The 13,877-nt window shown below is 40.1% G+C and carries 9 protein-coding genes; 5 read left to right on the forward strand and 4 right to left on the reverse strand.

Features of this window, described 5'->3' with window-relative positions:
* Positions 1-408: 408 nt before the first annotated feature.
* Positions 409-1,326 carry an aldo/keto reductase gene (locus tag COE25_RS08580; protein WP_098932514.1) on the reverse strand — a complete coding sequence of 306 codons (918 nt, stop codon included), beginning with the start codon at positions 1,324-1,326 and terminating at the stop codon, positions 409-411.
* Between the two features lie 330 nt (positions 1,327-1,656).
* On the opposite strand from COE25_RS08580, the gene COE25_RS08585 reads away from it, so the two are divergent.
* On the forward strand, positions 1,657-3,204 hold the full coding sequence (locus COE25_RS08585) for a flavin monoamine oxidase family protein (RefSeq protein ID WP_098932323.1): 1,548 nt from the start codon (positions 1,657-1,659) through the stop codon (positions 3,202-3,204).
* 86 nt (positions 3,205-3,290) lie between these two features.
* Here COE25_RS08585 and COE25_RS08590 read toward each other — a convergent pair whose 3' ends face one another.
* Together COE25_RS08590 and rluF are read right to left on the reverse strand one after the other, a co-directional pair.
* Complete coding sequence (locus COE25_RS08590) at positions 3,291-3,830, reverse strand: helix-turn-helix domain-containing protein (protein WP_088084837.1); 540 nt, start codon at positions 3,828-3,830, stop codon at positions 3,291-3,293.
* A 44-nt stretch (positions 3,831-3,874) separates the two neighbouring features.
* A complete protein-coding gene (gene rluF / locus COE25_RS08595) occupies positions 3,875-4,582 on the reverse strand; it encodes a 23S rRNA pseudouridine(2604) synthase RluF (protein WP_088084836.1) in 708 nt (235 codons plus the stop codon).
* 1,769 nt (positions 4,583-6,351) lie between these two features.
* Between rluF and COE25_RS32235 the strand changes: the two genes are divergently transcribed.
* The 4 genes from COE25_RS32235 to COE25_RS08620 all read left to right on the forward strand — a co-directional run bounded on the left by COE25_RS32235 (position 6,352) and on the right by COE25_RS08620 (position 10,837).
* A complete protein-coding gene (locus COE25_RS32235; protein ID WP_180247462.1) occupies positions 6,352-6,474 on the forward strand; it encodes an LPXTG cell wall anchor domain-containing protein in 123 nt (40 codons plus the stop codon).
* Positions 6,475-6,973: 499 nt separating this feature from the next.
* Positions 6,974-8,770, forward strand: coding sequence for a ribonuclease E domain-containing protein (locus COE25_RS08610; RefSeq protein ID WP_098932326.1), 1,797 nt, complete (start codon positions 6,974-6,976; stop codon positions 8,768-8,770).
* A 118-nt stretch (positions 8,771-8,888) separates the two neighbouring features.
* Entirely contained in the window at positions 8,889-9,344 is a 456-nt protein-coding gene (locus COE25_RS08615) for a hypothetical protein (RefSeq protein WP_098932327.1), read from the forward strand.
* A gap of 305 nt (positions 9,345-9,649) precedes the next feature.
* Positions 9,650-10,837 (forward strand): L,D-transpeptidase family protein, encoded by a 1,188-nt coding sequence (locus tag COE25_RS08620; protein ID WP_098932328.1) that lies wholly within the window; start codon positions 9,650-9,652, stop codon positions 10,835-10,837.
* A 154-nt stretch (positions 10,838-10,991) separates the two neighbouring features.
* Here COE25_RS08620 and COE25_RS08625 read toward each other — a convergent pair whose 3' ends face one another.
* On the reverse strand, positions 10,992-13,391 hold the full coding sequence (locus tag COE25_RS08625; RefSeq protein WP_098932329.1) for an immune inhibitor A domain-containing protein: 2,400 nt from the start codon (positions 13,389-13,391) through the stop codon (positions 10,992-10,994).
* Positions 13,392-13,877: the final 486 nt, after the last annotated feature.

The following is a 13,877-nucleotide window of genomic DNA, read 5'->3' on the forward strand; positions in this document are numbered from 1 at the left end:
GAGAGTACAGCAACTGCTATTATTGATATAATTCTTTTAAGCATTCTTTTACCCTCCATGTTCTTTGGTTGCTAAGTTTTTATCATCGTAACATAGAATTTTCTGAAACAAAGAACAGGGAGATGTTAAATCGTTTACATCCGTGGCAATAGTATTGCGATAGTATTTCTAAATTCATTTAAAAATCTGAAAATACATCCCTCCAAGGCTTCTAAAATGCAAAAGACCCAGTAGGAGTCCTATCTGGGCGCGTTACTTCTATTTTTACAATAGTGTTACATAAAATGAATTTTAAGTTTATATTATCCTATTATTTTCCTTAAATACCATTTGTTTTTTCTTTAAAAACTAATTTCCCATCAAAACAAGGCACAGCATTCGCCGTGCCTTGTTTTTTGGAGTGTTTATTTACGGGAGAATATTGCCTGCTGCACGATAGATACGGTACCATTCTTCACGTGTTAACTGAACTTCGCTTGCCTTACAGCAGTCCTTTAATCTGTCGATATTCATCGTTCCGATCACAGGCTGCATGTGGGCGGGATGACGTAACAGCCAGGCGGTAGCGATGGTCGTGTTGCTCACTTCATATTTGGCGGCAATTTCATCGATCTGCTGATTCAATTCTGGGAATTTGTCGTTTCCAAGGAATACTCCTTCAAAGAATCCATATTGGAATGGAGACCAAGGTTGAATGGTAATTTCATTTAGTCTGCAAAAATCGAGGATGCTGCCGTCCCGGTTAATTGCAGAATCATTTTCCATGTTTACATTGATGCCATTAGAAATCATATTGGCGTTGGTAATACTTAATTGCAATTGGTTAGCCACAAGTGGCTGCTTCACAAATTTCTGAAGCAGTTGGATCTGCATCGGATTTTGATTGGAGACACCAAAATGGCGCACTTTTCCTGATTTCTCAAGAGTATCAAAGGCCTCGGCAACCTCTTCAGGTTCGACCAGCGCATCCGGGCGGTGCAGAAGGAGAACATCAAGATATTCGGTGTTCAGCCGTTTCAAGATTCCGTCGACTGATTCTAAAATATATTCTTTCGAAAAATCAAACATTCCCTTGCGAATGCCGCATTTGGATTGCAGGATTATTTTTTCACGAATTTCCGCGTTCATGTGGATGGCATCTGCAAAAATTTCTTCACATGTTCCGCCTCCATATATGTCCGCATGGTCGAAGAAGTTTGCCCCTTCTTCTAAAGCAGATTGGACAAAGCGTTCAGCCTCTGTTTTTTCTAGCGAGTTAATACGCATACAGCCAACTGCTATGACTGGCACCTCTAATGAACTGCTACCTAATTTAATGGTTCTCATCATTTGTTTCCTCCAATTTGTTATACTTGGCGAACGATGTCGATAGGTAATGCGGATATTCGACTATTTCTTCCAACCACATTACCAGAATGAGTGAAACTATTTTTACCTATTCTTCCCTATTTTGACACATGGGTTTAGTAATAGGCAATTTTTAAACAGCAGCGGCTACATCCATATCGAAGCAGCGATAAAAAATAAATCCGGAAACAGGCTTCCTGCCTCAAGCAAATCAACCGGCCATGCATATTTTAATGGTAATTACTATTACACGATAGTTAATCGATCATTTAGCATGGTTTTATTTTTGCATAAAGGGGCTGGTTTTTCTTGGCACGAACGCCATTGGCAAGTATACTGCAGAAATCATTTTTGTTGGCAGGTACTGAAACGAAGAAACCATTAAGTACTGGACAAGCTATTACGCTAGATAATAATAATTTACAAAATGCTCTACTTACACCACAAAATTATACGAATGAGGGTGGAAAGGCTGCTCCTAGGATCGTCATTGTAGGAGCCGGATTGGCAGGTCTCACGAGTGCTTATCGACTTAAACAGGCTGGGATCACATCAACTATTTATGAAGCGACCGATCGGGTTGGGGGACGTTGTTGGACAAGAAGAGGGTACTTCAACGACGGGCAAATTGTCGAGCGTGGCGGAGAATTAATAGATACCTGCCATATCGAAATTCAAGAACTCGCCAAAGAGTTGGGATTAGAATTAGATAATTTAATCATGACAGAACCCGTTAACACCGAACCATTTTATTTTTTTGATCAACGCCCTTACTCCTTTGATGAAGTAACTAATGATTTTATAAAAATCCTCCCTAAACTACAAAAGGATCTGAAAGCAGTGGGTGAAACGACCCTTTATAATAGTTATACTGAGCGAGGATTTGAACTCGATCATATGTCTATAGTCGATTATATCAATGAGACGGTACAAGAAGGCATCCATTCAAGATTTGGTAAATTACTAGCGCTTGCCTATTCCATTGAAAATGGAGCGGATGCTCACCAGCAAAGTGCCTTAAATCTACTTTATATGTTAGGGTTTGCACAAAATGAGCCCTTTCGAATGTACGGTGATTCAGATGAATGCTTTCATATAAGGGGCGGGAATGACCAGCTCCCTGCTTTATTAGCAAAAAAACTTCAGGGGCAAATCGTATGTAATGCCCAATTGATTAAGGTTGAACAGTCCGTTCAAAATAAAATAACGCTCGTTTTTCGAAATAAAGAAAAGGAATGGAAGGTCTTAGCCGATAAAGTTATTCTTGCACTTCCTTTTAGTATTTTAAGAACAATAGATTATGAGAATGCAAGATTTCGTCCGTTAAAGGAAACAGCAATTGAAGAGCTCGGAATGGGGGTAAACACAAAACTTCATGTACAATTTGTTAATCGGTTCTGGAATGTGCTTGGAAATAATGGTGAAACATTTGCGGATACAGGCTATCAACAGACCTTTGAATCATCTCGATCTCAACCAGGTAATTCAGGAATTCTTGTTAACTTCCTAGGAGGTGAAACAGCGGCGCAACTGCTTACTTCCACAGATCGAGAATTAGAAGAGAAGACGAAAGAATTTTTGGACAAGCTTGAGCCTGTACTGCCTGGAAGTAATAATAAATGGAATGGTTTAGCAACCGTAGAACATTGGCTAAGTAACCAATGGACTAAAGGAGCCTATTCCTATTGGAAAGTTGGCCAATATACAAAATTTGCTGGTATTTTGGGAGAGCGGGAAGGCAATATCCTCTTTGCCGGTGAGCACACTTCGATTAAGTTTCCTGGTTATTTAAATGGGGCGGTCGAGACTGGTGAGAGGGCAGCACATGAAGTAATCAATGATATAAAAGTAGATTAGGAAAAAAATGCTGACAAATATGGAATCTGTTGTTCCTATGTGTCAGCATTTTTTATTGTGAATTTCTAAGGGAAAGCTAACGGTGTTTAGAAAATGTCATTTAGTTCGCTATCAGAATAGATGGAAATTAACACAACTGCTTTACCATCACCAATATTTTTTACGAAATGAGGGACACTAGCGTTCCAACTGAAGGAATCGCCTTCGTCAATGATCATTGAGTCTTCGCCTTGTTCGGCCAGGACTTTTCCCTCCAAAACCAAATGACATTCTTCTCCTTCATGGGCATTTAATTCACCCATGGAAGCACCAGCAGGGAATTCGACCAGCATCATTCTTAATCCACCTTTGGAGGTTAGATGCTCAACCTTCAAATGGTTAAAGGTGGAGTGAGTCCTTTCAGCCTTTCGAACGACGCGCATATGCTGCTTCTTTTCTAATAATAAATAAGGTAAAGGGATACCAAGAAAGGTTGCAATGGTTTGCAAAGTACTAATCGATGGTGAGGTGTTATTGTTCTCGACATTTGAGATAAACCCCTTTGAAAGTCCAGTCCCCTCACACATTTGCGCAATGGTGATTTTTTTTCTATTACGTATTGCACGGATTTTCGATCCAATATCCAAATGATCCACCTCAAAGGTTTCCAAATAAAAAACATAATTCTATTTTACCATTCTTTCGGCTGATAGTTTAAGTCTGCAAACAATTGATTGCGTTCTTTCTTAGATAGGTCGCGCCACTGTCCGATCGGTAGATTGCCTAAATGAATATTCATGATTCGCGTCCGCTGCAACCTGACAACTCCATAGCCAAGGGCAGAACACATTCGGCGGATTTGCCGATTTAGACCCTGTGTTAAGATGATTTGAAATACATATTTAGACAATTGCGTTACTTTACATGGTAGTGTCTTTGTATCTAGAATCTCCACACCCGCTGCCATTCTCTTTAAAAATTCAGGTGTGATCGGTTTGTCGACTGTCACGATATATTCTTTTTCGTGCCTATTTTCGGCACGCAAAATCTCGTTAACAATATCTCCATCATTCGTTAAGAGAATTAATCCATCTGATTCTTTATCTAAACGGCCAATATGGAAAATCCGTAAGGGATGATTGACCAAATCAATGATATTTCCCTTTATATGTCTTTCCGTTGTGCTGGTAATCCCAACGGGTTTATTTAAAGCGATATAGACATAGTTTTTAGCCACTTTAATCGGGCTGCCGCTAATACGGACATCATCCCCGGGCTCAACCTGGCTCCCGATCACCGCAACTTTTCCATTAATCGTAACTCTTCCTTCACTAATTAACTTATCTGCTCCTCTTCTAGATGCCTTGCCAGACTCGCTAATAAATTTATTAATACGCATGATACACACCCTTAAGTGGAGAATTGTAAGTTTACCATACCCAACTACTGCCTTTTTTTCAAGTCTTCGGTGCCTGACACCGTTTTAAGTTTTATATAGAACTTATCTTTTAAACCATTGATTATAAAAATTGAAAATATAAGAAAATGAAAGAAAAACGTATTATAGTGAAAGAAAAACGTTCTTTATAGTGAAAAACAACAAAAAACAGGGATTTTATTTTTATATTTTGTTCTATATAATGAACTTAATGTTCGATATAATTTATTTGAAGGGAGGGAAAAGGATGCTTAAAAAGCTCGTTCTTGCTATTTTATTATTCCAATTCTCTACAATGGGATTACATGCTGGGTATGCAGCTGCAGAAGAAACTGTTGCTGCTGATACAGACAGTACTGGGTACACAGAGGCTAATATTCCATCAGATTCGCCGGAGGGAGTTGTAGATGTCGAATTAAGTCAGACATCTACACTAGCAGAAGAACCAATTGAATCACCCGAACAGCAAAATGAAAATACGGCTGAGCAGGATCAAGTTGCACCATCAGATGCAGGACAAGATAAGCCTGCCACAAGTGAACAGAAAGATGCCGTTTCTGAAGATACTATGGATCAGAACCAATCAACAGATACATACGGTAATCAATCACAAGATGTAAATGGTGAGGCAGAGGTTGTCCAAAACCAAATGGCGAATGATGCCGTTTGTCAAGAGCAATCCGTCAGTGCATCTGTTTCCTGTAATGACAAACTTGATAGTGATGTAAATGGAGACTTAGACCAAAGCCAAATCACTAAAATTGAGGCTGGTCAACTGCAATCAGGTGTTTCGTCTGGAAAAGTAGACGCAGACCAAAAGCAAGAGATCGATGTAACATCTGGTCAAACTCAAGAGGTCACTTTACCTTTAGGAGATCCTCTATCACAAAATCAAGGGACGAATGCTCAGGCAAGCCAGTCACAATCAATAAGCGCAGAAGAACAAGCTGTTTTCTTACAGGAGCAGTTAACAGGAGTGGGCATCAACCAAAGACAGCAGCTTAGCGCCTCTGAAACAAAGGTGGATGATCAGAAGCAGCAAACCACAATAGAAGCCCTGCAAAATCAATATTTGAGCACTTCTGGTTCTGCAAAGGTGGAACAAACCCAAACAGCAGAAGTCAAAAGTAAAGTGGTCGATACATTAAAGAAAATCGTAGAAACAGGAGTGAGTGTAACAACCAGAAACTATGTTGAGATTGTCAAGGATTCCGTTAGCAGTATGGTAAAAGTCTTCCAAGAAATCGTCGTAAATAATGAGTTGGTTGATTTGTATTATCATCAGTTTAAATTAGATGGTACAGAAATCAGCGATGCACCTCAACATAAATACGAGAAGCAATTTGATTGGGGAAATCTTGTTGTTGAAAATTCAGCAATGGTTCATTTTAATGAAGAATTACAAAGTTTTGAGACAACAATGAGCAGTTTTTTAGGGATTACATTTTTTGTAAATTTGTTTAATAATGATGACAAGCCAGATTCAAACAATGGAGGAGATCCAGTAACNNGGAGAAAATGAAAATCCGCCCCAAGGCGGAGATAATGGAGGGGACCCGGTAACACCGCCACCAGGGGAAAATGAAAATCCGCCACAAGATAGAGGTAATGGAGGAGATGTAGTAACTTCACCTCCAGTTGAAAATGGGCAAGTATCATCTCCAACCACTGAAACAGAAGTACAAAAACCTGCTGAATCTAAACCAGAAAATGTAATTTATACAGCTGCAGTGTCAGATAAGGCAAATTCACTGCCGATTACAGCTTCAAATACCTATAATTACCTTATCTTTGGGTTGCTTTTGGTTACAGCGGGCTCCGTATTCGTATTAATTAGGAGGAAAAGGGTGTAACCGTTCCTTCAAAAGAGAATACAAGATTACCAGTTTAAAATGGATGCTAAATGAGCGTAAGATTGACATTGTCAATCTTACGCTCATTTTTTTTACCCAAGGTTGACTAATGAAATCAATGTTCGTTCCTTATAAAGAACAAAAGGCGTTTCTAATTACTTTATAGCCGGAATAATTTATAGGTAGTTTAGCTATATTTTTATCTTTTTAAAGGCTGTGTTAGAGGTCATTATTGATTTTATAGCCATGTTGATTGGAGCGGCAGGCGCTTAGCGCCGAGGAGGCTCCCCGGACCGCCCGCGAACCGCACGCGCCTGGAGAGAGCCTTTTTAAAAAATGAAAAATAAAGAAAAAGAGAGATATACCTTAATAACGAACGAAAATTGTTCTTTATAAGGAAAAAACGGCCGGATATGGGGTTTTTCTTACATCATACGAAGGTCGTATACTAATTGTGGGAAACAAATTTCCAAATATTTATAAAGTGGAGGAATGAAAGGTGAAAAATTATTTGAAAATTAAAAACGTACTGAACATGAAGAAAGTAGTTAGCGTAGGTGTAATTGCAGGAACTTTACTCGGTTCTACCTCTGCTTTTGCATCTTCTGGTGTAAACCAAAAACATGTCGCCAATTCTAACCAATATGGAGCTAGTGTTGCGTTAGGAACATTTATATCGCAAAATCAAGGCGCTGGTGATGCAACAGGCCAATTCCAAACGGCTACACATTCCTTTAAAACAAAGGAAAAACAAAAGGCGTCAAAAACATCTGTTCAACTTCAAGGAGCAGCTGGTGCCCTTATTAGCCAAAATCAAGGGGCATCAAAACTATCCTATCAAGATCAGAATGCAACCTATGATTTTAAATCAAAACAAAAACAAAGTTCTAAAGATAGTTCACTTCAAGGCCAAGGTGCATTGGGCGCGCTAATTTTGCAAGCTCAAGGATCTGGCAGCGAGACTGGTCAATATCAAAATACAAGCGGTGCCTTTAATAACCAAGACCAATCTAGCAAGAATAAAAATGCTCAACTTCAAGGTGCATTGGGTGTTTTAATTGGTCAGGGTCAAGGCTCTGGAAATTCTAATGTTCAAGATCAATCAGCGGGTGGTTTTGGCAACAGCCAAGGTCAAGCTTCTGTCAATAAAGGGGCACAAGCTCAAGGTGCATTAGGTGCTCTTATCGGTCAACTTCAAGGTTCTGCAAATGTTGGAGACCAAACACAAGTGGCAACTGGGGCCAAAAATGATCAAGCTCAAGCGAACGTTAATGTTGGCTCTCAAGGTCAAGCAGCAGGAGGCCTATTGATTGGTCAATTACAAGGTTCTGCTAACAATTCATCACAATATCAAGACGCTTATGGGTATAAAAATGATCAAGCCCAAGTAAATGCAACAGTAACTGAACAAGACCAATTAGCTCTTGGTGCAGGCATTCTTCAAGCTCAAGGATCTGCAAATGATTCAGTGCAAAATGCTGTTGCCGATGGCAAAAAGAATGATCAAGTTCAAGCTGCTGTAGGTGTTACTGAACAAGACCAAGCTGCCGTTGGAGTAGGCGTAGTTCAAGGTCAAGGTTCTGCTAACAGTACAGAACAAGATGCATGGGCTGAAGGAAAATATAACAACCAAGCTCAAGGATCAGTGGATGCTACTTCCCAAGCTCAAGAAGGAGCTTTCGGTGCAAGCCAGGGTCAAGGTTCTGAAAACGCTACTTCCCAAGTGGCTGATACAACTGGTGTAGCCAATGATCAAGTTCAAGAATCAGCTAATGGAACAGCTCAAGAACAAGCTGGTGCATTAGGTACTGATCAAGAGCAAGCTTCTGGTAATGAAACAGTCCAAGTCGCTGTTTCAACAGGCGTAGCTAACGACCAAGCTCAAGTAGCAGCAACTGAAACAACTCAAGTTCAAGCAGCAGACTGCGGTGCGGACCAAGAGCAAGCTGCCGTTACTTCTACATCTCAGGAAGCTGATGCTACAGGCGTAGCTAACGACCAAGCTCAAGTAGCAGTAGCTGAAACTACTCAAACTCAAGCTGGAGAAGGCAATGTTGAACAAGACCAAGCAGCTGCTGAGGCTACTAGCCAATCTGCTACTACTGCAGGGGTAAATAATAATCAAACTCAAGCAGCAGAAACTACTACTCAACAAGCACAAGCTGCTTCTGGTAGTGCAAAACAAAGACAGGCTGCTAGCAGCACTAAAAACCAAACAGCAACTGCGGTTGGTGCTAACATCAGCCAAACTCAAGGTTCTAGCTCAGTTGTCATTCAAGGGCAAAGTGCACATTAATTTATAGCTTTAAAATGAATTCAGCTCCATCTGGTAATTTGCTGGATGGAGCTTTCTGTTAAAAAATGATGCAGTCATTATTTCTTGATTATTATAGAAAACTTTGGAGGGTTTGGTTATGTTGAAAAAAAGCGTAGGTTCTTTATTGGCAGTTGGATTATTAACTGCAGGTATAGGCAGTGCCGCTAGCGCTGCAGAGGTTTCTCAAACTCAAAGTGTTACTCCATCTTGGAGTAAGTATTTCGGAATCCAGTCTACCACTAGTCACAGTTCAAGTGGAGTAAATGCAGGAAGCGCCAATGGAACACAAGTGCAAGCTGCCAATACTTCAGGACCTGCAACAGCAACTCAAACAGGTACCACTTCTGTAGACCTGGGTGATAATAGTGCAAGTGGTGCTGTGGATCAAACAGCTGCTACTACAGAGCCAAGCCAAGTGATCCAGGCATCAGGAAGCCATTCGGTCGCAAACAGTGTTGATGTAACCCTTCGTAACGGCAAAACCATTCAGCACCAAACTGCGCATACGACAAATGTTCAGTTTTCATCTGTGGTGAAATTGCCAAGCAGATAAGGATGAGTTACAACTTGAGTTTGTAAGATTATGTCAATGAAAGAGAAGTAGGGTAAAGTTTTTTCTTTGCAGTGACAATACTTACATAATCTTCATAGCTAGAGAAGAGAGAGTATCTCTCTTCTCCTTTTTTATACGATTTATTAAGAGATGGAATGAGAAGTAATATGTCGAAAAAGTAAAGATTTACAATCAAAATTTCTAAACAGGCAGGAAATTATCACCATTTTCTCTCCAATTTTTGACAAAATATTTTGATTACATATGTTACGTTTAGTAATAACTACATAATTGGGGAGATTACGATGAAAAAACTATCTATTATTTTTGTTTTGCTGTTCAGTGTATTCTTATTTACAAGCCAAGCAGATGCAAGCAGTGGGTCACAATTAATTATTATTAACAAAAAGACAAATACCCTTGCATTCTATGATAGTGGTAAATTAGTTAGAACATTCAGCGTTGCTACTGGAAGATCGAGGTCTCTTACACCAGAAGGGACTTTTAGAGTTGTAACTAAGATCGTTAATCGCCCCTATTATAAATTGAAAATTCCGGGTGGGGATCCTCGCAACCCGCTAGGTAATCGGTGGCTGGGATTAGAAGCTCGGGGCACCTATGGTACCACCTATGCTATTCATGGGAATGCAAATGAAAATTCGATTGGTACTTATGCAAGTTCAGGTTGTGTACGGATGCACAATTCGGAAGTACGTTGGCTTTATAGCCATGTCAACAAGTACACATTGGTAGTCATCACCCATTCAAACAGCAGCTTTGATTCGATTGCAAAGGCCAACGGTTATGGCAGTGGCTGGGTGGAACTTAGCGGCAACAAGTATTATTATGTGGATGGCCAAGTAAAAACGGGCTGGCAGTCGATAGACGGAAAAAGGTATTTCTTTGATGAAGCTGGTGTGATGAAAACCGGTTGGATAACCCAGGGTGATAAGAAATATTATCTCGATAACAAAGGTGAAATGAAAACGGGCTGGCTGGACGATAATGGAAATAGGTATTTTCTCGATCAAACAGGTGCGATGAGAACGGGCTGGGTCGCAGACGGTGGGAAGGAATATTATCTTGATAACAAAGGTGTAATGAAAACAGGTTGGTTATCTATCGCTGAGAATCGGTACTATCTTGATAGCAGCGGAGCCATGAAAACTGGCTGGCTAGCAGATGCTGGAGAATGGTACTATCTCGATAATTCAGGATTGATGAAAACGGGCTGGGTCAATTCGGAAGGCCGCTGGTTCTATCTCAATGGTAGTGGTGTCTTGAAAAATACTCAGGCTCTTGCCAACAACAGTCAGTGGGATTATCTCGACAAAAATGAAGAAGTAACGGCAGATCGGTCCAATTTATTAGAGGAAAAATACAAACTTAACAGTCAAGAGTCGGTAGTGACTGGTTGGTTGAATTATAAGGAGAAATGGTATTACCTGTATGTAGGTGCTGACATGGTTGCTAGCGCGATGAGTGAAGGATAAATAGGTTGGCAGGATAAAATGCCTCATAGATTAATAGATAGCTTAAAGTGCCTCTAGCAGGCGCTTTTTTGCTGTTTAGCCATGAGTATTTGAAGGGATATAAATAAGCAAAAACCTACCCTCAGAAGCTTCTGAAGGTAGGTTTTTTATTAGTTTATTTGAAGATTAAGACTTTACCTACTGTGCCATCAGGACTTTCTCCAACCACACGGAATTTTAATCCGTAATTTGGCACGTTACGGCCAGCATCAACGAGTCCAGGGTTACTGTAGTTTGCGCTGTCATCAAATAATGGGTTACGTTGAGAGAAGTTATCTTTCATTGTGACACCAAATCCTGGGATATTAGAGTAGTCTAAGAACATTTTATCTGTTTTGGTTAGTCCAAATGCCGCATCATGGACTTGGTAGCGAGTAGCCGCAACGGCTTTATCACTCCAATAGGTGGTATGCTGGTCTGCATCGACGACTCCTAGGAAGCCATTTCCAGGGTGCATTCCAGTCCAGTTGTCGTCCCCATAGGACTCATCTACATACCAGACAACTAGTCCAGGATCATAGGACATTAAGCTTGCTCCACGACGGATATGAGCTAGGCCTTGATCAACACCGTTATGGGATCTCCATTCTAGTAGGTAATAGTGTTTAGTTGTATACTTACCATCATGCTTTTCAAAGCCGTCCAATGTAAATTTTGAAGCTCCTTCAGCACCATCAAAGAATACTTCATTTCCGTCAGCGGTAACTTTAACATTATCCGTAAAGAAGCCATCTAAATTTACAGCCGCATCAGTCATGGAACGGAATTGAAGTTGAATTTTTTGCCCTTTGTAGGCACTTAAATTAATGGTTTCATGAATCCAGCCATTACTTGAACCTGTATAACCAGGAAGATTTGCTCTAATGTAAGGATCTCCATTAGTATCAAGGGTAGTACTAGTTTTTGAACTTTCTAAAGACTCCCAAGTGGCCCCATCATCTGTTGATACTTGTACCATGGCGTAATCCCAATTTTTTTCAATGTTATACCAAGCATCGAAATCGAGAGATGCACTAGTAGCACTTGTTAAATCAACTGTTGCCGACATATGGTGGTCAGTCTCATCACCCTTACCGCCAAAGTATTCGAATGATCCGTCTTTTGGAGTATTAAGTATATTTACTTTATCAGGAAGGTCAATTCTTACCGCATCATTATTCGTGCCCTTTGTAACTGCTTCATCAAGAAGTACAGTATTACCTGCTTTTGTGATGTCACTCGACTTAAGAGTATCTCCTAATAACCAATTCCCTCCATGTAAGTTTTGGAGCATCTGTCTTGAGTATGGGCTAATTCCCGGTGGTTCTGTACCAGGTATAGCACCTGCCCAGCTCCCGCTTGACATTAGTGACCAGTACTCAACTGGCTCACCTGCCCCAGTGTATTGAGTATCATACTCATCCGGAAGACCTAAGTCATGACCAAATTCGTGGGAGAAGACACCAGCCGCGCCGTCTTCAGGTTCGATGGTGTAATCTAAGGCAGTTAAGCGATTACCACCAAAATTATTACTATCAGATACTTCACCTGGAACTAAAATATATCCTCCAAAGTCCCAACGGTGCGACCAAATCGCATCAGTACCTAAACTTCCACCTCCGGCTTCTTCCCCAACACCTGAGTGGATAACCATTAAGTGGTCAATGACTCCATCTGCCTCTGCGTGGATACCATCTCCATCTAAATCATCACGATCCCACTTATCGTAATCTCCTAAATTAATATTGGGGTCTGCAGCAGCTTTTAGAAGTGCTTCATATATAAGACTTTTAGGCTTTGCATCACTACCATCAGGGGTAGGTACGTTACCGCCGTAAAAAGCAGCAGGATGATCTGCAGTATACCAGCCTGCAACAGCACCTTCAACGGTATAGCTGCCTCCAGATTGCTGTTCATAATATTGTTTCATTGAAATGTAATTTTTTCCATCAGGTCCTATATATCCATTTTTACCGAAAATCATATTTTGGAAGTGTTCATGAGAATAATTTTCATAAAACATGTCTGTTTCTTCTTTTTTAATTGAGTTATGAGCAAAGTCAGGGAAATCAATTTTAATTACTAGGACTTTGTCCTTACGAACATCATCGGTATACGGCTCTTTTTGAACAGAATCGACAGTATTCTTCTTTGCTTGTCCTAATTTGTTGCCCTTTCCACTCTTAAGTCCATTGGATATTGATGGTTCTATATCTTTGAAATTACCAATTCCTTTAGGTAACTGATCCTTTGTCTCTGTATGTTTCCTTTTTCCTTTTAAATAGCTTTTTAACGCCTTTTCAGATTCTGCCGGACTTGCATTCTTTGCTAGTTTTCCTTCGCGCTTCAACATTTCAATTAATTTTTCGTCATTTGCAATCCCTGCGTCAAATGATGAGGGTACTTTCGTAGCTGCTGCTGCGGACTGTGGAGCTAAGGTAGAGCCTCCCAGCGTTCCAACAAACAAGCTGGAAGCAATGATCGTACTTGCGGTAATACTAGAAAAAACCTTCAGTGCTCGATTTTTCTTTACCAAACGTATTCCCCCTAATTAATTTGTCTATAGTGCATTTTTAATCATACAATAGTGACTGAATGTTGTGAATATTAAAATTACATTACGACAAAATTAGTGATAATCTACTATTCTTCGCTAATTAATAACAAACTTATAGATTAAATTTTTACAAGTAGTCTGGTTTAATAGTTTATTAGTTAACGATTTTAGAAGAGGGGAGGTGCACTTAAATCTATGTGAGATCGGACATTGAGGGATCATCGGCAAGTATACATTTCTGCATACATGTTTACATTTTGTATACTTTGTGTTTACAAAGGCGTAAACATGTATACAAATTCGTACACATCGCGTAATGGCGCTGTGTGTACAAGTTTGTAATCGTTGTTTACAAAAACTTGATAACAGCGATACCTGAAAACAGGCTGGCTTGAGGACGGTGTGGAATGTTGTTGCCTGGATACTTCTCGTTTCATGAAGACTGGCTAAATAAGCTCTGAAGGC

The organism is Bacillus sp. AFS031507 (assembly GCF_002584635.1).
In the GTDB taxonomy this organism is placed as follows: Bacteria; Bacillota; Bacilli; order Bacillales; family Cytobacillaceae; genus Neobacillus.